Below are 22,435 nucleotides of genomic sequence, written 5' to 3'. Positions count from 1 at the left end.
ACCCCCGAGTGACCGCATCATCGTGGCTGCTGGTGGCCCTCCCCGGTCTCGGCGCCCTGATCCTCCTGCTGGCAGGGAAGCGCGCGAAGGCCTGGGGGCATCTGCTCGGCTGTGCCACCGTCACCCTGGCATTCATCTACGGCGTCATCCTGTTCTTCACCGCCGACACGTCGTCCACTGTGGACACCAAGGTGTACTCGTGGATCCCGGTCGGCGCGCTGCAGATCGACTTCGGGCTCCGGATCGACGCGCTGTCGCTGACGTTCGTGCTGCTCATCACCGGCGTCGGCATGCTGATCCACTACTACTCGATCGGCTACATGGCCGACGACGAGGGCCGGTACCGCTTCTTCGCGTACCTCAACCTCTTCGTCGCCTCGATGCTGGTCCTGGTGCTGGGCAACAGCTTCGTGACGCTGTACCTCGGCTGGGAAGGCGTGGGTCTCGCCTCGTACCTGCTCATCGGCTGGTACCAGGGCCGCCCGTCCGCCGCGACCGCGGCGAAGAAGGCGTTCCTGATGAACCGCGTCGGCGACGTCGGGCTGGCGCTGGCGATCTTCATCATGTTCAAGTACGCGGGCTCGACCGGCTACGCCGAGGTCTTCAAGGCGGTCGGCGACGGCAAGTTCTCGACGGGCGCGATCACCGCGATGGCGATCCTGCTCCTGCTGGGTGCCTGCGGTAAGTCCGGCCAGTTCCCGCTGCAGGCCTGGCTGCCGGACGCGATGGAGGGCCCGACCCCGGTGTCGGCCCTGATCCACGCGGCGACGATGGTGACCGCGGGCGTCTACCTGGTGGCCCGCTCCAAGGACATCTTCAACGCCACCGAAGACGGCCGCCTGATCGTCACGCTGGTCGGCACGGTGACGCTCCTGCTCGGGTGCATCATTGGCTGCGCGTACGACGACATCAAGAAGGTCCTCGCGTACTCCACGGTCAGCCAGATCGGCTACATGATGCTGGCGGTCGGCCTCGGGCCCATCGCGTACGCGCTGGGCATCATGCACCTGGTCGCGCACGGCTTCTTCAAGGCCGGGCTGTTCCTCGGGGCCGGGTCGGTCATGCACGCCATGAACGACGAGGTCGACATGCGGAAGTTCGGCGGCCTGCGCAAGCACATGCCGATCACCTTCGTCACCTTCGGCCTCGGCTACCTGGCTCTGATCGGCATCCCGCCGCTGTCGGGCTTCTTCACGAAGGACGCGATCATCGAAGCGGCGTTCGGCCAGGGCGGCTGGCGCGGCTGGGTGATGGGCGGCGCGGCGCTGCTCGGCGCCGGGCTCACCGCGTTCTACATGACCCGCCTGATGGTGATGACGTTCTTCGGCAAGGAGCGCTGGAAGGACCTCAAGAGCGCCGACGGCCGCGACTTCCACCCGCACGAGTCGAAGTCGGTCATGTGGATCCCGATGGCGGTCCTGGCGGTCGGCTCGGTCGGCGCCGGTGCGTTCTTCGCGCTGGGCCACCGCTTCAGCGACTGGCTGACCCCGTCGGTCGGCGAGCTGGAGGAAGCGCACCACTCGCCGTTGAGCGCCGGGGTGATCTCCGCCGCGGCGATCGTGTTCTCCGTGCTGGGCGTGCTGATCGCGTACCTGATCTTCCGGCGTGACGTGCCGGTCGAGCAGCCGCAGCGGGTCTCGTTCGTCACCCGCGCCGCGCGCAAGGACCTCTACGGCAACGCCCTCAACGAGACGCTGGTCGCCCGCCCGGGCACCTGGCTCTCGCGGGCGCTGGTGTACGTCGACAACCGCGGCGTCGACGGCGCGGTCAACGGCCTCGCCGCCGGGCTCGGCGGCGGCTCCGGCCGGCTGAGGCGGCTGCAGACCGGGTTCGTCCGGTCCTACGCGCTGTCGATGCTGGGCGGCACGTTCCTGCTTCTGGCGGCTCTCCTGCTGGTGAGGTTCTCCTGATGACCTGGTTGCTCATCCTCATCCTGGTGCCGCTCGCCGGCTCCCTGGTGCTGGCGTTCCTCAAGGGGAACGACCGCGCCGCGGTGCTGGCCGCCCTGGGCTTCTCGATCCTCGAGTTCCTGCTCGTGATCCCGTTCTGGATCGGCTACGACGCATCCGGGCCGCGCCTGCAGATGACGTCGAGCTTCGACTGGATCCCCAGCTTCGGCGTGCACATCGCGTTCGGCACCGACGGCATCTCGCTGATCATGATCGCGGTGATCGCGCTGCTGGTGCCGATCGTCGTCGGCGGGCTCGGCACGCTGGACAAGCTGCCGCCGGGCCGCAGCGCGGGCGGGTTCCTGTCGCTGATCCTGCTGCAGGAGGCGCTCACGATCGGCGTGTTCGCCGCGACCGACGTCTTCCTGTTCTACGTGCTGTTCGAGATCATGCTGATCCCGATGTACTTCCTGATCGGCGGCTACGGCGGCGCGAACCGGCAGTACGCGGCGGTGAAGTTCTTCCTCTACTCGTTCCTCGGCGGCCTGATCATGCTGGCGTCGGCGATCGGGGCGTACTCGCTGGCGTCGGACAAGCTCGGCAAGGGCACGTTCGACTGGGCCACGCTGGTGACGGTGGTGCGGGATGCGCCGCTGTCCACGCAGATCTGGCTGTTCCTCGGGTTCTTCCTGGCCTTCGCGATCAAGGCGCCGCTGGTGCCGTTCCACACCTGGCTGCCGGACGCGGCGGGGGAGGCGCCGATCGGCGTCGCCGTCCTGCTGGTCGGCGTGCTGGACAAGGTCGGCACGTTCGGGTTCCTGCGCTACTGCCTGCCGATGTTCCCGGAGGCGAGCAAGACCCTGGCGCCGCTGGTGCTGGTGCTCTCGGTGGTCGGTGTCCTTTACGGCTCGATCCTCGCGGCCGGTCAGCGGGACATGAAGCGGTTCATCGCCTACGTGTCCATCGCGCACTTCGGCTTCATCTCGCTCGGCATCTTCGCGTTCAACGAGCAGGCGATGGTCGGCTCGGCGACGTACATGCTCAACCACAGCCTGGCGACCGGCATGCTGATCGTGGTGATCGGCCTGGTCGTCGCGCGCGGCGGGTCGACGCGGATCTCCGACTACGGCGGCATGGCGAAGGTGACGCCGTTGCTGGCGGGCATGTTCCTCCTCGCCGGCCTGTCGACGCTTTCGCTGCCGGGCACCAACTCGTTCGTCTCCGAGTTCCTGGTGCTGCTGGGGTCCTTTGTGGACCAGCCGGTCTACACGATCCTCGCCACGGTGGGCATGGTCCTGGCCGCGGCGTACGTCCTGTGGCTCTACCAGCGCGTGATGCAGGGCCCGGTCCGCGGTGACGCTCTCGTGGGCGTCGGCGGGGGCCCGGGCACGGCGATCGCGCCGGAACTGGGCGCGAAGAAGGCGATCCGCGACCTCAACGGCCGGGAGATCGCGATCCTGGCGCCGCTGGTCGTGCTGATCCTCGTCCTCGGCTTCTACCCGAAGCCGGTGCTCGACACAGTCACCCCGACGGTGCAGCAGACGCTGTCCGCGGTTCAGGGAGGCAAGTAACCGTGCTCGACATCCTCCTGACGCAGGCGGAGCCGCCGATCGCGACGCCGTCGGTGGACTACCCGGCGGTGCTGCCGGTGCTGATCGTCTTCGGCGCGGCGTGCGTGAGCGTGCTGGTCGAGGCGTTCTTCCCGAAGGGGTCGCGGTTCCGCTCGCAGGTCGTGCTGAGCCTGCTGGCGATCGTCGGCGCGGGCGTCGCCCTGATCGTGTACGCGACCGGCTCGGCGCCGGCGGGCGGCGTGACGACGTTCAGCCGCTCGATCTCGATCGACCGCCCGGCGCTGTTCCTCTGGGGCACGCTGCTGGCGCTGGCGCTCGGCGCGGTGTTGCTGATCTCGGACCGCGTGGTCGAGCCGGGCGGCGCGCTGGTGGCGCAGGCGGGCATCCGCCCGGGCACGGTCCAGGACCGCGCCCAGACGGCGACGGTGATGCAGACCGAGGTGTTCCCGCTGACGCTGTTCGCGCTCGGCGGCATGATGGCGTTCTGCGCGGCGAACGACCTGCTGACGATGTTCATCGCGCTGGAAGTGCTGTCGTTGCCGCTGTACCTGATGTGCGGCCTCGCGCGTCGCCGTCGCCTGCTCTCACAGGAAGCGGCGGTCAAGTACTTCCTGCTGGGCGCGTTCTCCTCGGCGTTCTTCCTGTACGGGCTGGCGCTGCTGTACGGCTACGCGAACTCGGTGAAGCTGGGCGACATCGCGGCCGCGGCGGCGGGGTCGGACCGGTCCGACACGCTGCTGTTCGCCGGGCTCGGTCTGCTGGTGGTCGGCCTGCTGTTCAAGGGTTCGGTGGGCCCGTTCCACACGTGGACCCCGGACGTGTACCAGGGAGCCCCGACACCCGTGACGGCGTTCATGGCGGCGTGCACGAAGGTGGCGGCGTTCGGCGGCATCCTGCGGGTGCTGTCGGTGGCGTTCGAGTCGACGTCGTGGCAGTGGCGCGGCGTCCTGTGGGGCGTGGCGATCATTTCGATGGTGGTCGGCGCGGTGCTGGGCCTGACCCAGACGGACGTCAAGCGCATGATCGCGTACTCGTCGATCGCGCACGCGGGCTTCCTGCTGATCGGCGCGATCGCGATGACCAAGGACGGGTTGTCGAGCACGCTGTTCTACCTGCTGGCGTACGGGTTCACGACGCTGGCGGCGTTCGGCGTGATCAGCCTGGTCCGCGACTCGTCGGGCGAGGCGACGCACTTGTCGGCGTGGGCGGGTCTGGCGAAACGCTCGCCGTTGCTCGCGGGTGTCTTCACGTTCCTGCTGCTGGCGCTGGCCGGTATCCCGTTGACGTCGGGCTTCGTCGGCAAGTTCGTCGTGTTCTCGGCGGCGCTGTCGGACGGAATGGCCCCGCTGGTGGTGGTCGCGCTGGTGTTCAGCGCGGTGGCGGCGTTCTTCTACCTGCGCGTGATCGTCCTGATGTACTTCTCGGAGCCGGCGGCGGACGGGCCGTCGGTCTCGGTCCCGGGCTTCGGCACGGGAACGGCGATCTTCCTGGGCACGGCGGTGACGCTGGTGCTGGGCCTGGTCCCGGCGTTCGCGCTGAGCTGGGCCGGTGCGGGCGGGTTCGCCTTCTGAGGTAGTGCTTCCGGGCCGCCACCCCTGTTCGGGGGTGGCGGCCGTTCTTATTTGAGTTTCCCGCTCAGCTGCCGCGGTTCGCCGGGCAGGATGGAGATGTAGCCGTCGGCGAGGGCGAAGCCGACGCGCCCGGCGTCGAGATCGAGGTAGTTGAGGGTCTTGTCATCGGCGTAGAGCTGGCCGACGCCGTAGTAGGGCTGCTGGAAGAGGGCGTCCAGCTCCTGGGCCTCGCGGCTGCGGGCGGGGGCGTCGTCGAAGATGTCGCTGGTTTCCTGGGTGTCTTTGAAGTCTTCTTGGGGGAGCGAGAAGGGTTTGATGCTCGCCGGGGCGCAGGCCGGGAGCTTCGCGACGAGGGCGTCGGCGGGGTGGACGTCGGGGGAGACGCCCTCGAGTTCGACCCGATCCCCGCGGCAGACGAGACTGACGGTCGTTCGGCCTTTGCTCGCTACGAGCACGCCGATCTGCCCGGTCGTGTCGCGGGCGTAGGCGAAGAGCTCCCGGGCCGGGTTGTCGATGAGCCGCAGGATTTCTTCGAATTCGGGGGTGAAGCCGTCGCCTTGGGTGAAGCCGTAGGGGCTGAGTTCCTCGAAGGCTTCCCGGTTGACGGCGGCCTTGGCGGACGGCGGGATGTAGCGGAGGCCGCCCGCCAGGACGGGGTGCGGGTCGCCGCAGCCGGTGGTGCGCATGGCGGTGAGCAGGGTGTTCAGTGAGAATTCGGCGTTGATCACTTCTTGGTCCGGGTTTCGCCGATCACCGGGGGCATGGGCTTTTCGGGGAAGCCGCCGAAGGTTTCGTCCGGGTCGGGGTTCTGGAGGTAGGGGGACTTCTTCTTTTCCCGGTCTTCTTCCTTGCCGCGGCCGCCCATCGGGCCACCGGCCATGGGCATGCCGTTGGCGCCTCGGGGGCCCGTTGTGGTGCCTCGGGGGCCGGTGGGGAGGCGTTCCTCCGGGAGGCGGGCTCCCGTCGCTCCGCCGGGGCCGCGCGTGCCTTGGCCGGTTCCTGGCCCGTACCCGCCTGTTCCTGCGCCTGTTCCTGCGCCTGCGCCGGGCCGGTATCCGGTTCCCGTTCCTGTGCCGCCGCCGGGTCGGTACCCGCCACCTGCGCCTGGTCCGAAGTCGCCTCCGCCGGGGCCGGGGCCGGGGCCGAAGGGGAGGTAAGCGTTGTTGCCACCGAGGTTGCTGATCGGTTGCCCGGTGGGCCCGAACTGGTAGCCCCCTTGGGCGGCGGGCGGCATCACGGGCTGGGGGACGTAGCTGTTGGCGTGGGTGGTGTCGGAGCCCGTGTTGCCGGGTTGCTGGAACTGGTTCTGGAACTGGTTCTGGGTTTGGTTCTGCGTCTGGTTTTGGGTTTGATTTTGGTGTTGGCCGGGGACCTGGCTCGGGACCTGGTTCTGTCCGGGTTGGACGGTCTGCCGGTTCTGCTGGGCGGGAACCTCGGGCTGCCGCGGGTTCCGGGCCCATTCGCCGGTGTCGGTGGTCCCGCTGGTCTTGGTGTCGGCCATGGAGATGGGTGAACCGGAGTCGGCGAGCTGCGCGTATTGGGCAGGCATCTGCCCGCCATTGGTGCTGCTGGCGGAATGGTAGGCGGTGAAGGCGTCGATGTTGGCCTGGCTGTCGGTTTGCCAGCTGGTGACTTTGGTGTTGTAGGAACCCCAGCCATCACCGGAGAGAACATGAGCGACATCGGCAGCGGTCAGTTCGGGAGGCTGAGGAGCAACGGGCTTGACGGAGTTCTTGGCGGTACCAAAGGCATCCATCTGGGAGGAAACGGCAGCCCGAGCGGTCTCAAGATGAACAGCATCATCAGCGGCCGCTTGCACCAGGGGGAGAGTGGCGTCGGAGGCCGCCTCCCCGGCGCGGCCCTGCCAGCCGGACATGGTCTTGGCCCGGAGAGCGTTGATGCGTTGAGCCCGCTCGATCATCCGAGTGGTCAACTGCCCGGCAGCCTCTTGGGCGGTACTGAGCGATTGAGTACCTTTTCCGCCAGTGATCTGCTCGTAGATCTCAGCGGCGGTAAGCGGTCCTTCGGTAACCACTACTTCACCTCACGAAGATTGCCCAGCACGGACGCCGCGACACCACGTGCTGCCTCGCAGGGGTCCGTCTTGCCGACGTTCTGTTCAGACTGCGTGACACCGATATCCACAGTCTGCTGATCGCTTGTGCCGACAGCGATCTGGCAGGTACCCCGCGAAGCTCGGTCATCAGCCAAGCCATAGGCCACGACCGGATAGCCATCCACGGGACTCAGCGGCATGAAGAATGGATACTTGACGTCCTTGGCCGCGTAGAGACTGGTCAATCCACGGTCATCCACATCGGTGAAGATCACGAGCACGCCGGCCTGGGTGACCTCGGGTGGATGAATGCTGCAACTCGGGCCTGCCGGCGCGTTCAAATCCGTCTTGGGCGTCACGCCGGGCCCCAGGAGACCGGTGATCTGATCAGCCGTCAGCGCATCGCAGGGCGCCGACTTGAAGTGGGTGACGTCGATCGGCGATTCGACCTTCGGGACGCCAGGGCCCGGCAGGCCGGTTGCCGAACCCGATGTCGTGGGCTGGTCGCTGGTGGGACTCGACGGCGACGGGGTTCCGCCGTTGGTGGTCGTGCATGCGCTGAGGAGGAGCACAGCCGCGCCGATCGGAATGAGGGTGCGCCGCATCAGAGACTGCCTCCGGTCCGCTTCATTTCAGTTGTGTGGACGTCCTCGGCGTTGGCGTACTTGCCCAATGCGGTCTTGAACTTCTCCGCCATCGCCCGGCAGTACTGTTCGCGCGCCAGCAACGTTTCGTGCAAGGCATCCGCCGAAGCCTTGATCTGTTCGGCGTTGCCCGCACTGGCGTATTCGAGGCCAGGCCCCTCGACGCGTTGCATGGCGGTGGCGCTGATCAGGTCGTCTTGGAACTCGTTCGCCAGGTCGTTCCACTCGTGCATCAAGGCACGAAGCGTCGCCTCGTCGTACTCGAAGCCCGCTCCAGCCCCGCTCTCGCCCCCATAGGACCCTGTCCTCGGTGTCACCGGCTGTTGCGGTGCCCGGTGTGTCCCCGGGTCGTACACCGGTGGCTGCCCGTCAGGCATCGCTCATCGCCGTGGTCGTCATCAGCTCTCCCCTAGCCTCGCAGTGTGCTCCAACCCGGGCACCCTGCGTATCCGACGGCTCGCAGACTACCAGGGTTCCCACCTGCCCGGACCAGGGAGAACGAGGGCCGCGGCCGTCCTCTCGACGGGTCCCCGGCCGCGGCCCTCCACCCCCTACGGCGTCGGGCTACACGACGTGTGGCCCAGGACCACCTTGCCCGTGATGCCCGATGCCGGGAGGAAGTCGATGCGCAGCATCGTCAGGCCGATGCTGCCGTCGCCCGGGAGGTTCTGGATGTTGAACACCGCGTTCGCCAGCACCGTTCCGTTGGACTTCTTGATCGGCGACACGTAACCCACCGGGACCGGGCTCGGCGGGTTCGGGATGCCCGACATCCCTCCGTAGCTCCAGTTCGCGTTCGTCTGCGTCTGCGTCGCCGTGCACTTCACCGTGAACGTCGACAGCTTCACCCGCGGCCCACCGACGCTCACCAGTGCCGACAGCTCGAAGTTCTTGCCCGTCGCCGTGGAGGTCGTCGACGTCGCGTCCGTGTTCGGGTCCGTCACCGTCGTCGTGCAGGACGATGTCCCGCCGCCGAACGTGATGCCCGTCTTCGTCACCACCTGGGCCGTCGCGCTCGTCGGGCCCTCCACCGAACAGTGGCCCTGCGTCGGGACCTTGATCGTCGTGCCGTTCTTCGTGAACTCGGCCGAACCGATGTTCGCCACGCCCGGCTGCGGCTCGGCCTGGGCCGGCGCCGCGGCCGCGGTGAGTCCGGCAACCAGCAGTGCTCCGGCGAGCGCGGCCCGCCTCGCGATCGTGTTGCGCATTTCGCGTCCTCCTTGCCGAACGGTCTTCCTCAGCTGAATATCCGCTCGCCGGAGACGCCCGTTGCGCCCGAAACCGCTGATCACCCCTTCGTGGATCATGAACCACCCGTTGGATAATCCGTTCGGTATCCGGATTCGAGTCGGTATGTCGACTCGTATGCAGGCCACGCGCGAAAAGCTGCTCGACGCCGCCGCCGGGGGCACCCTCACCTACAGTCACCACCTCGGCGGCTTCAGCTTCCGCGTGTCCGCCGAGGTCACCGCTCGTGACGCGGCCAAGCGGCAGGCACCCGACCAGGCCGAGCCGATGGCCATGGAACCGCTGGAGCGCGCGGCGCCGGTGAGTGTCATGTTCGTCACCGTTTCCGCTGGACAGCGGGTAAACGACAGCGCGGGGTAGCCACTACGCTCAAGGGACAACCCGACCGGTGCACGAGTAGAAGCGGAGCCGACGTGTCTGTGCCTTCCCCAGCCCCCGGGGCGGGATCCCTCCCCGCTGCGCCGGGCGGCGCCCTCGAGGACCTGCGCGCCTCCGTCGGCCTGCGGATCGCCGACGAGACCCTGCTGCGCGCCATCGCCGGCGGGCTGGCCGACGTCGAAAAGCTGCTGCGCGAGGTCGTCCGCAGCGACGTCCAAGCCGTCAACGACGCCGCGTTGCACCTGGTCGAAGCCGGTGGCAAACGCTTCCGTCCGCTGTTCACCCTGCTCGCCGCGCAGTTCGGGCCGAAGCAGGACGACCACGTCGTCATCGCCGCCGCCGCGGTCGAGCTGGTGCACCTCGCCACGCTCTACCACGACGACGTCATGGACGAGGCGGACATGCGGCGCGGCGCCGAGAGCGTCAACGCGCGCTGGGACAACACCATCGCCATCCTCACCGGCGACTTCCTCTTCGCCCACGCCTCGCGCCTGGTCGCCGACCTCGGCACGGACGCCGCGCGGATCATCGCCGAGACCTTCGGCGAGCTCGTCACCGGCCAGATGCGGGAGACCGTCGGCCCCGGACCGGGTGACGACGCCGTCGCGCACTACCTCACCGTGATCGCGCAGAAGACCGGCTCGCTGATCGCCACCTCCGGCCGCTTCGGCGGGATGATGTCCGGCGCCGCCGAGGAGCACATCGACGCGCTGCGCCGCTTCGGCGACATCATCGGCACCGCGTTCCAGATCTCCGACGACATCATCGACATCGCCTCGCCGTCCGCCGAGCTCGGCAAGGCGCAGGGCACCGACCTGCGCGAAGGCGTCCGGACGCTGCCCATGCTCTACGCGCTGGCCGACCCCGCGACGGACCCGCGGCTGGTCGAGCTGCTCTCCGGCCCGATCGCCGACGACGCCCTCGTCCAGGAGGCGCTGGAGCTGCTGCGCGCGAGTAGTGGACTCGAACGCGCGCGCGTCACCCTTTCCGACTACGCTCAGCGCGCGCGAGCCGAGCTCACCGCGCTGCCCGCGTCACCCGCCCGGGACGCGTGCGAGTCGGTCGCCGACTACCTGGTCGCGCGCACGCACTAAACAGGGGCAGGAAAGAGATGTCCATATTCGGACAGGTTTGGCTGTGGAGCCTGGCGGCGTTCTTCGTCGGGGCTCTCCTCACCTGGCTGGTCCTGGTGCTGCCGCTCCGCAAGAGCGTCCGCAAGCTGGAGAGCGCGCTGGCGCAGGCCCACGCCGACGCCGCGCGCACCCCGGCCAACGCCGCCGGACTGGGCACGCCGGGCACCGAGGTGTTCGCGCGGCCCGAGCCGGAGCCCGCGTTCAGCCGGCCCGAGCCGGAGCCCAGCCGTCAGGAGACGTCCTACCCGGGCACGCTGGTCGCCGCGCCGCCGATGAGCCGCGACGGCGTCCACGACGACATCGACGCGGACTTCGCCGAGCTCGACTCGCAGGTCCCGTCGTCGCTGCGGCCGGACCCGGACGAGGCCTTCCGGCCGGAGCCCGAGCCCGAGGCCGACGACCCGTACCGGTCCGCGGCGACGCAGTACCTGACGCCGGTCGCCGAGCCGGAGCCCGAGCCCGAGGACCCGTACCGCTCGGCGGCGACGGAGTACCTCACCGCGGACGGCGAAGCCGAGCCCGAGCCCGCCACCCCGGCGCTTTCGCGGCTCGAGCAGCAGCTCGACCCGGAACCCGCGGGTTCGGGTTCGCTGTTCCAGCCGCCCGCCGAGCCGCACGCGCCCGCGCCGGATTGGTTCGACCACGAGCCGCGGCCGGAGCGGTCGCCGTTCGAGGAGCCGGTGGAGCGCACGCGCTACCTCGGCGAGCACGCCGGTTCGGCGCGCGACGAGGAGCCCGAAGAGGCCGAGGCGCCCCAGTACGCGTTCGGTGGCGACGAAGCGGCCGACGGCGAGCTGGACGTGCCGCCGGAGACCCCGGCCGAGGCGACGCAGGTGCTGCCGAAGCGGCAGCCGCGCGAGTCGACGGTGCGCGGCGGGTTCGACGCGCCGCAGCCGATCCAGCCGTCGATGCGCACGGTCGAGCGGCGCGAGCCCGAGCTGTCCGGCGCGCACAGCGGTTCGCTGTTCGAGCCGTCGGTGCAGCCGAACCAGACGGCCGTCTCGGCCCCCGAGCCGCCCCCCGCGCGGCAGACGACCGGGGACGCCGTCCCGCCGGGCCCGTTCGGCCCCGGCTCGGCGATGCCGCGCCCCGGCGGCGGGGCGCCGAGCGACGGCTTCGCGGTGAAGGCCAGCGTCACGGCGTTGCGGTACTGCACCGAGGATTCCGCGCAGTTCCCGAAGATGGTGGCCGAGGTGTGGTTCCGGACCGCCGAGGACGCCGAGCGGGTCGGGTTCCGCCCGCTCACCTGAGTTCGCCCGCGCGCGGCGTCCACATCGGACACGGGCGCGCCGGGCCCGGAATGCGCTGAAGGCCACCATCAAGTGCTTGATGGTGGCCTTCAGCGGCTTCAGAACCTAGGCGACGGTCCAGGTGTCCTTGCCGCGCAGGAGGCCCTGCAGGTCCGGCTTGCGGGCTTCGCGGGCCTGCGCGACCTGGGCGCGCGCGCCGTCGTCGTACGTCGGGCGCTCGACCTGGCGGAGGATGCCCGTCGGGACGTGGTTGAGGTTCTGGTCGCCCAAGCGGGACAACGCGAACGCGTACGACGTGTCGGCGATCGACGGGTCGTGCACCACCACGTTGTCCTCGCCGATGTCGGCGACCTTCGCGACGTCCAGACCACCCCAGTCGCCGCGCTTGACGCCGAACTCCTGGTTCGGGCCGAAGCGGATCGGCTCGCCCGCGCGCAGCGGGATCAGGCGCGTCGCGGCTTCGTCGGCGTCCTTGAGGACGTCGAACGCGCCGTCGTTGAAGATCGGACAGTTCTGGTAGATCTCCACCAGCGCCGACCCGCGGTGCTGCGCCGCCGCCTGCAGGACCTCGGTGAGACCCTTGCGGTCGGAGTCGAGCGCACGGCCCACGAAGGACGCTTCGGCGCCGATCGCCAGCGACAGCGGGTTGAACGGCGTGTCCACCGACCCCATCGGCGTCGACTTGGTGACCATGCCCTGGCCGGACGTCGGCGAGTACTGGCCCTTGGTCAGCCCGTAGATCCGGTTGTTGAACAGCAGGATCTTGATGTTCACGTTGCGGCGCAACGCGTGGATCAGGTGGTTGCCGCCGATGGACAGCGCGTCGCCGTCACCGGTGACGACCCACACCGACAGGTCCTCGCGCGTGGTGGCCAGGCCGGTCGCGATCGACGGCGCGCGGCCGTGGATCGAGTGCATGCCGTAGGTGTTCAGGTAGTACGGGAACCGCGACGAGCAGCCGATGCCCGAGATGAACACGATGTTCTCGCGCTTGAGGCCGAGCGTCGGCAGGAACGACTGGACCGCGTTGAGCACGACGTAGTCGCCGCAGCCGGGGCACCAGCGGACTTCCTGGTCGGACTTGTAGTCCTTGGCCTTCTGCGGCTCTTCGGTCGTCGGCACGAGGTCCAGGCCGCCGATGGTGGGAAGCCCGATGTCGATCGCGGTCATTTCGCCGCCTCCGTCGTAACGCCGGTGATGATCTCCGAGAACAGGTTCTGCAGCTCTTCGGCCTTGAACGCCATCCCGGCGACCTTGGTGTGCGAGTGGACGTCCACCAGGTACTTCGCCCGCAGCAGCAGGGAAAGCTGGCCCAGGTTCATCTCCGGCACCACGACCTTGTCGTAGCTGCGCAGGATGTCGCCGAGGTTGGCCGGGAACGGGTTGAGGTGCCGCAGGTGCGCCTGCGCGATCGGCATGCCGAGCTTGCGCACCCGGCGGCAGGCCGCGCCGATCGGGCCGAACGAGCTGCCCCAGCCGAGCGCGAGCACGCGGGCCTTGCCGCCGCTCGGGTCGTCGACCACGAGGTCGGGGACGTCGATGCCGTCGATCTTCGCCTGCCGCAGCCGGACCATCTTGTCGTGGTTGGCCGGGTCGTAGGAGATGTGGCCGGTCTTGTCGGCCTTCTCCAGCCCGCCGATGCGGTGCTGCAGGCCGGGCGTGCCGGGGATCGCCCAGGCGCGGGCGAGGGTCTCGGGGTCGCGGACGTACGGCCAGAACTCGCCGCTGTCGTTGTCCGAGTTGGGCTCGGCCGCGAACTCGACGCTCAGGTCGGGCAGCGTCTCGACGTCCGGGATCAGCCACGGCTCGGAGCCGTTGGCGATCGCGCCGTCCGAGAGCAGCAGCACCGGCGTGCGGTACTTCAGCGCGATGCGGGTCGCCTCGATCGCCGCGTCGAAGCAGTCGGCGGGCGACAGCGGCGCGATCACCGGCACCGGCGACTCGCCGTTGCGGCCGAACATCGCCTGCAGCAGGTCGGCCTGCTCGGTCTTGGTCGGCAGGCCGGTCGACGGGCCGCCGCGCTGGACGTCGATGACGACCAGCGGCAGCTCCACCATCACGCCGAGGCCGACGGCTTCGGACTTCAGCGCGACACCGGGGCCGGAGGTCGAGGTGACGCCGAGCGCGCCGCCGTAGGACGCGCCGAGCGCGGCGCCGATACCCGCGATCTCGTCCTCGGCCTGGAAGGTGATGATGCCGAAGTTCTTGTGCTTCGACAGCTCGTGGAGGATGTCCGACGCCGGGGTGATCGGGTACGTACCGAGCAGGATCTGCAGGCCCGAGCGCTGCCCGGCGGCGACGATCCCGTACGCCAGCGCGGTGTTGCCGGTGATCTGCCGGTAGGTGCCCTGCGCCAGCTTGGCCGGGGCGACCTCGAACGTCGTCGCGAACGACTCGGTCGTCTCGCCGTAGTTCCAGCCTGCGCGGAAGGCGAGGATGTTCGCCTCGGCGATGTCGGGCTTCTTCGCGAACTTCTCGCGCAGGAACCGCTCGGTGCCTTCGGTCGGCCGGTGGTACATCCAGGACAGCAGCCCGAGCGCGAACATGTTCTTGCAGCGCTCGGCGTCCTTCTTGCCGAGGCCGGTGTCGGCCAGCGCGCCCTGGGTCAGCGTCGACATGGCGACGCGGTGCACCTGGTACGCCTCGAGCGTGTCGTCCTCGAGGGGGTCGGTGGCGTAGCCGACCTTGGTCAGGTTCCGCTTGATGAACTCGTCGGTGTTGAGGATGATCGTCCCGCCGTGCGGGACGTCGCTCAGGTTCGCCTTGAGGGCGGCCGGGTTCATCGCGACCAGGACGTCCGGCCGGTCGCCCGGCGTGAGGATGTCGTAGTCGGCGAAGTGCACCTGGAAGCTCGAGACGCCGGGGATGGTGCCCTGCGGCGCGCGGATCTCGGCGGGGAAGTTCGGCATCGTCGACAAGTCGTTGCCGAACGCGGCGGCTTCGGAGGTGAAGCGGTCGCCGGTCAGCTGCATGCCGTCACCCGAGTCGCCGGCGAACCGGATGACGACCCGGTCCAGCTTGCTGACCTCGGTCGGCCTGGTCGCGGCGAGCGAGCCGTGACCAGCGCCGTTGCCGTTCGCACTCGTGCTCGTGCTCATGGGTCAGGGATTCCCTCTCTCCCGACGTTGCGGCCTGATCGCCCGCCCGGTTTTTCGTGACAGGCGGATCACCAGGCCCTACCACGAGGTTAGCTCGCGCTCGGGGACCATGTTCCCGCGCGTCCCGGCAGCGAGACGACCTCATAACTGCGCTGCGGGCCTCTGTGCTGGTCCGGCAAATACCTGTAACCGATGGTAACGGGTATCTCGGCTGTTCCGCTGTGACGCGCATCTCGTGGACGCCGAAGTCCAGCTGGTGGGATCCCTGGTGGGACCGGGTTCGGGTGCGCGGCTCGGCTGGATCCGGCGGGTGCGGGGGAAGGCCGGGACGTGGTGGTTCCGGCTGCTCGGAGTGGCTGGCTGGCGCCTTGCGCGGTGCGGGTCGCGGCCGCGGCGCCCGGCCGCGGTGCCCGGCTGGTGGGATCGGTGCGACCCGAGACTCCGGTCAGCCGCGGGACCGGATCCGCGCCTGCATCGCGGCCAGCCGCTCGGCGAACTCGGGCGAGGCCAGCGACGCCAGCTGCGGCTCGATCTCGACGTCGACGGCGTCCGCGTGCTTACCCAGGGCGGCGGTAGTCCGGAGGCTGCGCTTGGTGGCGAGCAGGGCTTCCCGCGGGGCGGCGACGGCCGGAGCCGCGAGCTCGCGGGCCGCGGCGAGGAGGTCGCCCTCCACCACCCGCAGCGCCAGTCCGGCGCGGACCGCCGCTTCGGCGTCGAGCGGCTGCCCGAACAACGTCATCGCGGCGGCCTGCTGCGGCCCGGCCAGCCGTTGCGTCATCCACGTCATGCCGCCGCCCGGGTGGAGGCCCAGCTCGAGGAAGCGGGCGACGAACTTCGCGCGCGGCCCGGCCAGCCGGACGTCGGCGGCGAGGGCCAGGTTCAGGCCCGCGCCGACCGCCGCGCCGCCGACCGCCGCGATCGTCGGCAGCGTGCAGCGGGCCACCGCCAGGAAGCCTTCGTAGATCGCGCGTAAGCCGCGCTCGTCGGCCTGGCCCAGCGCGGAGAGGTCGGCACCCGCGCAGAACGCGGGCGGCGTGCCGGTGACGACGACCGCGTGCACCGACTCGTCGCGCTCCGCGGCTTCGACGGCGGCGGCGAGCTGGGCGGAGAGGTCGAGGGTGAGCGCGTTGCGGCTGCCGGGCGCGTCGACGGTCAGGACGGCGATGCCGCCGGAGTGCTCGCTGACGATGCTGTCGGTCATCGGGTCAGGGTATTAGTGAGGTATGGGGGAACTGCTGGTGGTGCTCGTCGGCAACCTGCTCACGATGATCGACATGACCGAGCTGTTCGGCGCCCGCCGTCGCCGGGCCAGGGCCGCCGCTGCCGCGCGCGGCGAGCGGGTTTCGGTGCCGTGCGTGCTGCGCTCCGAAGAGCTGACCGACGGCCGTGAGCGCCGCGGCTGGATCGCCGTCGGCGAAGGCCCGGCCACCTGGCGGACTCCCGGCGGGGAGCCGGTGGCGTTCGACCCGGGCGAGCTGACCATGCAGGCGGTCGACCGGCAGGCGGTGACCTTTCACGCGGCGGGCGGCCGGACCGAGTTGCGGCTGCACCCGGACGAGGCGTCGCTGGTGCTGCGCGCGTGCGGGTCGTGAGTGTTTAGGGCGGTTCTAACCGCCCTAAACACTCACGACGGGTCACTCCTCTGGCGTCGGGGGGCGTTCCAGCAGGCGGGAGAGGACCACTGTCGACACCGTCCGGTCCACGATCTCCAGTCCGCGCAGCCGCTCCAACGCCGTCTCCAGGTGGTGGATGTCGGCCGCCCGCAGGTGCACGATCGCGTCCGCCGCCCCCGACACCGTGTACGCCGCCACCACCTCCGGCAGGGGCTCCAAGCGCGCGCGGATGCGGGCCGGGGTGATGTTTCCCTGGCACGTGACCTCGACGAACGCCTCCGTGCCCCAGCCCAGCGCCTCCGGGTCGACCACCGCCGTGAAGCCGCGCAGGATGCCCGTTTCCAGCAGCCGGTCCACCCTCCGCTTCACCGCCGGGGCGGACAGGCCGACCACCTTGCCGATCTCCGCGTAGCTGCTGCGCGCGTTCGCCACGAGACACGAAACGATTCGCTGGTCGATGGTGTTCACACGCAACATTTAGCACAGATATGCGCAGCGAACAGCGATTGATTGCGATATTAGGCGCCCCTTACCCTGCAGTCATGCAGGCGATGCGCGTACCGACCACCCGTCGATACCTGATGTGTCCCCCGCGTCACTTCGCGGTGGACTACGTGATCAACCCCTGGATGGACCCGACCCAGCCGGTCAGCGCCGACGTCGCGATGGCGCAGTGGACCGAGCTGCGCGACACCTACCGCCGCCTCGGCCACACCGTCGAGGAGATCGAGCCCCAGCCCGGCCTGCCCGACATGGTCTTCGCCGCCAACTCCGGCACCGTCGTCGACGGCCGCGTCCTCGGCTCGCGGTTCCGCGCGCCGCAGCGGGCCGCCGAGGCCGAGCACTTCCGCCGCTGGTTCGTCGAGCACGGCTACCGCGACATCACCATGCCGGAGAAGATCAACGAGGCCGAGGGCGACTTCGCCTGGACCGGCACCGTGCTGCTGGCCGGCACCGGCTTCCGCACCGACCCCGCCGCGCACGCCGAGGCGCAGGAAGTCCTCGGCGTCCCGGTCGTCTCGCTGAACCTCGTCGACCCGCGCTACTACCACCTCGACACGGCGCTGTTCGTGCTCGCCGAGGCGACGGACACGACCCGCGCGCAGATCGTCTACTACCCGGAGGCCTTCTCCGCGGGCTCGCGGCGCGTGCTGCAGCGGCTGTTCCCGGACGCCGTGCAAGCGACGCGCGAGGACGCCGAGTGCTTCGGCCTCAACGGCGTGTCCGACGGCCGCAACGTCGTGCTGCCCGTCGAGGCCACCCGACTGGGTGATGTGCTCGCCGCGCGGGGTTACGAGCCCGTCTACGTCGACATCTCCGAGCTGCGGAAAGCCGGCGGCGGACCCAAGTGCTGCACGCTGGAGATCCGCAAAGGATAAAAGTCGGCAAAAACCTGTAACTCACCCGTTTGCCAGTGCGATTAATCGAAGTAACAAATCGACTACTCGCGGTGGCAGGCGGTGGGAGTGGTGGCGGTCAACTTCGCCGTGCACGGCATCGGCCGTCCGGCTCGCCAGCTCGACCCCGGCGAGGACGAGCGCTGGGTGACCGTCGAGCAGTTCGAGCGCGTGCTCGACGCCGTCGGTGAACGGGACGACGTCCACCTCACCTTCGACGACGGCAACGAGTCCGACGTCGAGATCGCGCTGCCGAGGCTGGTCGACCGCGGGCTGACGGCCGAGTTCTTCCCGCTGGCCGGCCGCCTCGGGCAGCGCGGCTACCTCGACCGCGACGGCCTGCGCGAGCTCGTCCGCGCCGGGATGGAAATCGGTTCGCACGGCTGGGAACCCCGCGACTGGCGGCGGCTCGACGACCGCCACGCGCGCCGCGAGCTCAAGGACGCGCCCAAGCTGCTCGGCGACTTGTGCGGGCGCCCGGTGCGGCGGTTCTCGCTGCCGTTCGGCGCGTACGACCGGCGCGTGCTCGCGCGGCTGCGGCAGGCCGGCGCCACCCGCGTCTACACGAGCGACGGCGGCGGCGCCCAGCGCGACGGCTGGCTGCAGGCGCGCACCGAGCTCCGGCACGATCTCGACGACGAGTGGCTCGACGACGTCTTCGCGGCCGGGCCGCGGCGGGCCGCGCACTGGGTGAACCGCGTGTTCCGGCGCGCCGTCCGCTGACCGGGACACGGTTCCGCTCACCGGGCCGCGTTTTCGTCAACTCCGGGCGGTTACTGGGAAATTCCCCCACTTCCGGTCTTGTCCCCGCTCCCCGCGGGGTGCATCCTGGTGCCCCGCCGCCGTAAGGAAAGTTTCCTAACCAAAGGGAGCAACCAGGAATGCGGAAACTGATCCTGCTCGCGACGCTGGCGCTGGCCGCGGCCGCCCTGCCGTCCGCCGTCGCCTCGGCCGCCCCGAACCCGGCCGCACCCGCCACCGTCGAAGCCGGCCCGACCGCGGCCCAGCTGCTGGCGAAAACGAACAGCTGCAAGCAGATCTCGAACGGTAAGTACAAGACCGACGAAGACGTCTCGGGCAAGACGGTCGCCGTCTGCGACGCCAACGGGGCCGTGTTCTGGAAAGCCGACATGGACATCGACTGCGACGGCCAGCGCACCACCCAGTGCAACGAAAACACCGACTGCTGCTTCCAGGACGACACGGCCTTCCACCAGTCCGACGGCAAACCGCTCAACGCCGCGAAGCTGCCCTACATCGTCGTGCCGAGCTCCAGCAGCATCTGGAAGTACACCTCGTCCGGCCTGAAGGGCGGCGGCTCCTGCGCGGTGATCTACAACGGCAAGGTCGAGTACGCGGTCATCGGCGACACCGGCCCGTCGCAGATCATCGGTGAAGCCTCCTACGCGACAGCGAAGGACCTCGGCATCAACCCGGACCCGTCCAACGGCGGCACCGACTCGGGCGTGACCTACATCTGCTTCAAGAACTCGACCGTCTCGCCCATCGAGAACCACGGCAACGCCATCAGCAAGGGCGAAAGCCTGGCGACCACCTTCGTGAACAACAACTGACGTCCCGCGCGAGGGGGCCGATCCGTTCAAGACGGGCCGGCCCCTCACTGCTGTCCTGGAGAACATGAGCGAAGAACTGCGGAAACTGGCGAACATCGGCCCGGCGATGGCCCGCGACCTCGCCCGGCTCGGCATCACCGAACCCGCCCAGCTCGCCGGGCGCGACCCCGTCGAGCTCTACGAACGCCTCTGCGCGCTCGACGGGCACCGGCACGACCCCTGCGTGCTCGACACGTTCATGTCGGCCGTCGACCAGGCCGGCGGGGCGCCGCCGCGGCCGTGGTGGACCTACACCGCCGAACGGAAACGGCTTTCCGGGACCCGCTGACCGGAACCGCGCCGACCGCGTTGCTCACTCACTCCGCAAGATGCATTTGCGCTGGATCGAGACACAATTCTTACCCGGAAACGCTTGCGCCGACCTCGCGGTAACGATCCAGGGGCGCCCGCCGACCAAGGGATGGGTCGCGTGGGAAAAGCGGAGGTTTTGGCGTGAAGATCAGTGTCTTCGGACTCGGTTACGTCGGCTGTGTCTCCGCCGCGTGCCTGGCGGGGCAGGGACACCGGGTCGTCGGCGTGGACGTCAACCCGGTCAAGATCGACCTCATCGCGGCGGGCAAGGCCCCGGTGGTCGAGGAGCGGATCGGCGAGCTGACCGCCGAAGTCGTCGCGAGCGGCGCGCTGAGAGCCACGACCGACGTCGCGGAAGCGGTTGCGGACAGCGAGATTTCGCTCGTCTGCGTCGGCACGCCGTCGGCGCCGAACGGCAGCCTCTCCACCGCCTACCTCGAGCGCGTGGCGGAAGAAATCGGGGAAGCGCTCGCGAACAAGAGCGAGCGGCACACCGTCGTCTTCCGCAGCACCATGCTGCCCGGCACCTGCCTCGACCTGCTGGTCCCGATCCTGGAGAAGTCGTCGGGCCGCACGGCCGGGGTCGACTTCGGCGTCGCGGTGAACCCCGAGTTCCTGCGCGAAGGCACCAGCGTGCGCGACTTCTTCGACCCGCCGAAGACCGTGATCGGCGAGATCGACGAAGCGAGCGGGGACGCCGTGGCCGGGCTGTACGAGGGGCTGCCCGGCCCGGTCTTCCGCGTCCCGATCCCGGTCGCCGAGATGACGAAGTACGCCGACAACTCCTTCCACGGCCTCAAAATCGGCTTCGCGAACGAGCTCGGCGCGATCTGCCGCGCGCTCGGGCTCGACTCGCACCAGGTGATCGACGTCTTCCTCGCCGACACCAAGCTCAACATCAGCCCCGCCTACCTCAAACCCGGCTTCGCGTTCGGCGGCTCGTGCCTGCCGAAGGACCTGCGCGGGCTGGTCTACGCCGCGCACCGCGCCGACGTCAGCGTGCCGATCCTGTCGCACGTGCTCCCGTCCAACGCCGAGCACCTGCAGCGCGCGTTCGACCTGGTCGCGCGCACCGGCAAGCGCAAGGTCGGGCTGTTCGGGCTGTCGTTCAAGCCGGGCACCGACGACCTGCGCGAGTCGCCGCTGGTCGAGCTGGCCGAGAAGCTGCTCGGCAAGGGCTACGACCTCAAGATCCACGACGCCAACGTCAGCCTCTCCCGGCTGATGGGCGCCAACCGCGAGTACATCGAGGCGCGCCTGCCGCACCTCGGCCAGCTGCTCGCCGGGTCCATCGAAGAGGTGCTGGAGCACGCCGACGTCGTGCTCGTCGGCACCAAGGACCCGGACGTGCTGGCGGCCCTGCCGCACGGCGGCGACCGGGTGCTCGTCGACCTCGTCCGCCTGCCCGACGCCGCCGAGCGTCGCCTTGAAGAGGGATACGCCGGTCTTGCCTGGTAAAGCGCTCATCCTCGTCGAAAACCTGTCCGTCCCCTTCGACCGGCGGGTCTGGCAGGAGTCCACGACCCTGCGCGACGCCGGGTGGGAAGTCCACGTGATCTGCCCGCAGGGCACGAAACGCGACACCGAAGCCGAAGCCGTCGTCGACGGCGTGCACATCCACCGCTACCCGCTCAAGGCCGCGACCGGCGGGCCCGCGGGCTACCTGCAGGAGTACGGCAGCGCGCTGTGGCACACGCTGCGGCTGGCCCGCAAGGTCGGCCCGGTCGACGTCGTGCACGCCTGCAACCCGCCGGACCTGCTGTTCCTCGTCGCGAAGGTGCTCAAGCGCCAGGGCGCGAAGTTCATCTTCGACCAGCACGACCTGTGCCCCGAGCTGTACCTGTCGCGGTTCGACCGCGGGCAGGACCTGCTCTACCGCGGGGTCTGCGCGCTCGAGCGCGCCACCTACCGCGCCGCCGACGTCGTGATCTCGACCAACGAGAGCTACAAGGAGGTCGCCCGGATCCGCGGCGGCAAGAACCCGGACGACGTCTTCGTGGTGCGCAGCGCCCCGGTCGTCGAGCGCTTCCACGAGGTGCCCGCCGAGCCGGAGCTGAAGCGGGGCAAGCCGCACCTGCTGGCCTACCTCGGCGTGATGGGCCCGCAGGACGGCGTCGACTACGCCCTGCGCGCGCTCGCGAAGCTGCGGGACGAAGTCGGCCGCACCGACTGGCACGCGGTGTTCGTCGGCTCCGGCGACGCCTTCGACGACATGGTCGCCCTTTCGGCGAAGCTCGGGCTGGCCAACCAGGTCGAGTTCACCGGCCGCATCCCGGACGAGGACCTCGTCCGCTACCTGTCCACCGCCGACGTCTGCCTGTCGCCGGACCCGCTGAACCCGCTCAACGACGTCTCCACGATGAACAAGGTCATGGAGTACATGGCGATGAGCAAGCCGATCGTCTCGTTCGAGCTGCGGGAGGCGCGGGTGTCCGCGGGCGACGCCGCCGTCTACGCCCCGGCGAACGACGAGTCCGCGTTCGCCGAGCTGGTCTCCCAGCTGCTCGACGACCCGGAGGAACGCGTCCGGATGGGCAAGCTCGGGCAGGCGCGGGTCGCCGGGGCGCTCTCGTGGGAGAACTCGGCGAAGAACCTTGTCGCCGCGTATGAGCATGCTGTGAAGTGCTGATCGCCGTTCGGTCAAGAAGTCACCGGACGTGTA

The 22,435-nt window shown here is 69.6% G+C and carries 22 protein-coding genes; 13 read left to right on the top strand and 9 right to left on the bottom strand.

Annotated features, from left to right (window positions below; genetic code table 11):
* The first annotated feature begins 8 nt into the window (after positions 1-8).
* From nuoL to nuoN, 3 genes are read left to right on the top strand one after another with little or no spacing between them, the layout of a single operon-like run.
* Positions 9-1,910: an NADH-quinone oxidoreductase subunit L gene (nuoL, locus tag QP939_RS09760; RefSeq protein ID WP_285456306.1), complete on the top strand. Its 1,902-nt coding sequence runs from the start codon at positions 9-11 to the stop codon at positions 1,908-1,910.
* Complete coding sequence (locus tag QP939_RS09755; protein WP_285456305.1) at positions 1,910-3,460, top strand: NADH-quinone oxidoreductase subunit M; 1,551 nt, start codon at positions 1,910-1,912, stop codon at positions 3,458-3,460. Before nuoL ends, QP939_RS09755 begins: the two co-directional genes overlap by 1 nt.
* A 2-nt stretch (positions 3,461-3,462) precedes the next feature.
* Positions 3,463-5,031, top strand: coding sequence for an NADH-quinone oxidoreductase subunit NuoN (nuoN, locus tag QP939_RS09750; protein ID WP_285456304.1), 1,569 nt, complete (start codon positions 3,463-3,465; stop codon positions 5,029-5,031).
* 47 nt (positions 5,032-5,078) lie between these two features.
* On the opposite strand, the gene QP939_RS09745 is transcribed toward nuoN, so the two are convergent.
* From QP939_RS09745 to QP939_RS09725, 5 genes are all read right to left on the bottom strand, one after another.
* Positions 5,079-5,759 carry an ESX secretion-associated protein EspG gene (locus QP939_RS09745; RefSeq protein WP_285456303.1) on the bottom strand — a complete coding sequence of 227 codons (681 nt, stop codon included), beginning with the start codon at positions 5,757-5,759 and terminating at the stop codon, positions 5,079-5,081.
* Positions 5,756-7,066, bottom strand: coding sequence for a PPE domain-containing protein (locus QP939_RS09740; RefSeq protein WP_285456302.1), 1,311 nt, complete (start codon positions 7,064-7,066; stop codon positions 5,756-5,758). Before QP939_RS09740 ends, QP939_RS09745 begins: the two co-directional genes overlap by 4 nt.
* Positions 7,066-7,692 (bottom strand): DUF3558 domain-containing protein, encoded by a 627-nt coding sequence (locus QP939_RS09735; RefSeq protein WP_285456301.1) that lies wholly within the window; start codon positions 7,690-7,692, stop codon positions 7,066-7,068. The genes QP939_RS09740 and QP939_RS09735 overlap by 1 nt, the downstream gene beginning before the upstream one ends.
* On the bottom strand, positions 7,692-7,967 hold the full coding sequence (locus QP939_RS09730) for a hypothetical protein (RefSeq protein ID WP_285456300.1): 276 nt from the start codon (positions 7,965-7,967) through the stop codon (positions 7,692-7,694). The genes QP939_RS09735 and QP939_RS09730 overlap by 1 nt, the downstream gene beginning before the upstream one ends.
* Before the next feature lie 315 nt (positions 7,968-8,282).
* The gene (locus QP939_RS09725) at positions 8,283-8,939 is read right to left on the bottom strand and encodes a hypothetical protein (RefSeq protein ID WP_285456299.1); all 657 of its coding nucleotides are present in this window, start codon (positions 8,937-8,939) and stop codon (positions 8,283-8,285) included.
* A gap of 61 nt (positions 8,940-9,000) precedes the next feature.
* On the opposite strand from QP939_RS09725, the gene QP939_RS09720 reads away from it, so the two are divergent.
* From QP939_RS09720 to QP939_RS09710, 3 genes are read left to right on the top strand one after another with little or no spacing between them, the layout of a single operon-like run.
* A complete protein-coding gene (locus QP939_RS09720; RefSeq protein ID WP_285456298.1) occupies positions 9,001-9,339 on the top strand; it encodes a hypothetical protein in 339 nt (112 codons plus the stop codon).
* Positions 9,340-9,398: 59 nt separating this feature from the next.
* The gene (locus QP939_RS09715; RefSeq protein ID WP_285459704.1) at positions 9,399-10,451 is read left to right on the top strand and encodes a polyprenyl synthetase family protein; all 1,053 of its coding nucleotides are present in this window, start codon (positions 9,399-9,401) and stop codon (positions 10,449-10,451) included.
* A gap of 17 nt (positions 10,452-10,468) precedes the next feature.
* Positions 10,469-11,740, top strand: a complete 1,272-nt coding sequence (locus QP939_RS09710) for a sunset domain-containing protein (protein ID WP_285456297.1) — start codon at positions 10,469-10,471, stop codon at positions 11,738-11,740.
* A 105-nt stretch (positions 11,741-11,845) separates the two neighbouring features.
* Here the strand turns inward: QP939_RS09710 and QP939_RS09705 are convergent, their stop codons facing one another.
* The 3 genes from QP939_RS09705 to QP939_RS09695 all read right to left on the bottom strand — a co-directional run bounded on the left by QP939_RS09705 (position 11,846) and on the right by QP939_RS09695 (position 16,039).
* Complete coding sequence (locus QP939_RS09705; protein WP_285456296.1) at positions 11,846-12,910, bottom strand: 2-oxoacid:ferredoxin oxidoreductase subunit beta; 1,065 nt, start codon at positions 12,908-12,910, stop codon at positions 11,846-11,848.
* The gene (locus QP939_RS09700; RefSeq protein ID WP_285456295.1) at positions 12,907-14,838 is read right to left on the bottom strand and encodes a 2-oxoacid:acceptor oxidoreductase subunit alpha; all 1,932 of its coding nucleotides are present in this window, start codon (positions 14,836-14,838) and stop codon (positions 12,907-12,909) included. The genes QP939_RS09705 and QP939_RS09700 overlap by 4 nt, the downstream gene beginning before the upstream one ends.
* A gap of 445 nt (positions 14,839-15,283) precedes the next feature.
* Positions 15,284-16,039 (bottom strand): enoyl-CoA hydratase, encoded by a 756-nt coding sequence (locus QP939_RS09695; protein WP_285456294.1) that lies wholly within the window; start codon positions 16,037-16,039, stop codon positions 15,284-15,286.
* Between the two features lie 22 nt (positions 16,040-16,061).
* On the opposite strand from QP939_RS09695, the gene QP939_RS09690 reads away from it, so the two are divergent.
* Complete coding sequence (locus QP939_RS09690) at positions 16,062-16,430, top strand: hypothetical protein (protein ID WP_285456293.1); 369 nt, start codon at positions 16,062-16,064, stop codon at positions 16,428-16,430.
* Positions 16,431-16,472: 42 nt separating this feature from the next.
* Here QP939_RS09690 and QP939_RS09685 read toward each other — a convergent pair whose 3' ends face one another.
* The gene (locus tag QP939_RS09685; protein ID WP_026468878.1) at positions 16,473-16,919 is read right to left on the bottom strand and encodes an Lrp/AsnC family transcriptional regulator; all 447 of its coding nucleotides are present in this window, start codon (positions 16,917-16,919) and stop codon (positions 16,473-16,475) included.
* A gap of 74 nt (positions 16,920-16,993) precedes the next feature.
* Between QP939_RS09685 and ddaH the strand changes: the two genes are divergently transcribed.
* The 6 genes from ddaH to QP939_RS09655 all read left to right on the top strand — a co-directional run bounded on the left by ddaH (position 16,994) and on the right by QP939_RS09655 (position 22,402).
* Positions 16,994-17,830, top strand: a complete 837-nt coding sequence (gene ddaH, locus QP939_RS09680; RefSeq protein WP_285456292.1) for a dimethylargininase — start codon at positions 16,994-16,996, stop codon at positions 17,828-17,830.
* Positions 17,831-17,911: 81 nt separating this feature from the next.
* Entirely contained in the window at positions 17,912-18,571 is a 660-nt protein-coding gene (locus QP939_RS09675) for a polysaccharide deacetylase family protein (RefSeq protein WP_285456291.1), read from the top strand.
* A 158-nt stretch (positions 18,572-18,729) separates the two neighbouring features.
* Positions 18,730-19,422, top strand: a complete 693-nt coding sequence (locus tag QP939_RS09670; RefSeq protein WP_285456290.1) for a glycoside hydrolase family 75 protein — start codon at positions 18,730-18,732, stop codon at positions 19,420-19,422.
* A 64-nt stretch (positions 19,423-19,486) separates the two neighbouring features.
* The gene (locus QP939_RS09665; protein ID WP_285456289.1) at positions 19,487-19,750 is read left to right on the top strand and encodes a helix-hairpin-helix domain-containing protein; all 264 of its coding nucleotides are present in this window, start codon (positions 19,487-19,489) and stop codon (positions 19,748-19,750) included.
* Between the two features lie 164 nt (positions 19,751-19,914).
* Positions 19,915-21,231: a nucleotide sugar dehydrogenase gene (locus QP939_RS09660; protein WP_285456287.1), complete on the top strand. Its 1,317-nt coding sequence runs from the start codon at positions 19,915-19,917 to the stop codon at positions 21,229-21,231.
* A complete protein-coding gene (locus tag QP939_RS09655) occupies positions 21,221-22,402 on the top strand; it encodes a glycosyltransferase family 4 protein (RefSeq protein WP_285456286.1) in 1,182 nt (393 codons plus the stop codon). Before QP939_RS09660 ends, QP939_RS09655 begins: the two co-directional genes overlap by 11 nt.
* The last annotated feature ends 33 nt before the right edge of the window (positions 22,403-22,435 follow it).

Source organism: Amycolatopsis nalaikhensis (assembly GCF_030264295.1).
In the GTDB taxonomy this organism is placed as follows: domain Bacteria; phylum Actinomycetota; class Actinomycetes; order Mycobacteriales; family Pseudonocardiaceae; genus Amycolatopsis; species Amycolatopsis nalaikhensis.
The sequence above is the reverse complement of the archived record's forward strand: the minus strand, read 5'-3'. Positions and strand labels throughout refer to the sequence as shown.

Coding starts and splice junctions, on each gene's coding strand:
- QP939_RS09755 (WP_285456305.1), top strand. CDS start 1,910: ATGACCTGGTTGCTCATCCTCATCCTGGTGCCGCTCGCCGGCTCCCTG.
- QP939_RS09735 (WP_285456301.1), bottom strand. CDS start 7,692: ATGCGGCGCACCCTCATTCCGATCGGCGCGGCTGTGCTCCTCCTCAGC.
- QP939_RS09725 (WP_285456299.1), bottom strand. CDS start 8,939: ATGCGCAACACGATCGCGAGGCGGGCCGCGCTCGCCGGAGCACTGCTG.
- QP939_RS09710 (WP_285456297.1), top strand. CDS start 10,469: ATGTCCATATTCGGACAGGTTTGGCTGTGGAGCCTGGCGGCGTTCTTC.
- QP939_RS09705 (WP_285456296.1), bottom strand. CDS start 12,910: ATGACCGCGATCGACATCGGGCTTCCCACCATCGGCGGCCTGGACCTC.
- QP939_RS09700 (WP_285456295.1), bottom strand. CDS start 14,838: ATGAGCACGAGCACGAGTGCGAACGGCAACGGCGCTGGTCACGGCTCG.
- QP939_RS09695 (WP_285456294.1), bottom strand. CDS start 16,039: ATGACCGACAGCATCGTCAGCGAGCACTCCGGCGGCATCGCCGTCCTG.
- QP939_RS09690 (WP_285456293.1), top strand. CDS start 16,062: ATGGGGGAACTGCTGGTGGTGCTCGTCGGCAACCTGCTCACGATGATC.
- ddaH (WP_285456292.1), top strand. CDS start 16,994: ATGCAGGCGATGCGCGTACCGACCACCCGTCGATACCTGATGTGTCCC.
- QP939_RS09670 (WP_285456290.1), top strand. CDS start 18,730: ATGCGGAAACTGATCCTGCTCGCGACGCTGGCGCTGGCCGCGGCCGCC.
- QP939_RS09665 (WP_285456289.1), top strand. CDS start 19,487: ATGAGCGAAGAACTGCGGAAACTGGCGAACATCGGCCCGGCGATGGCC.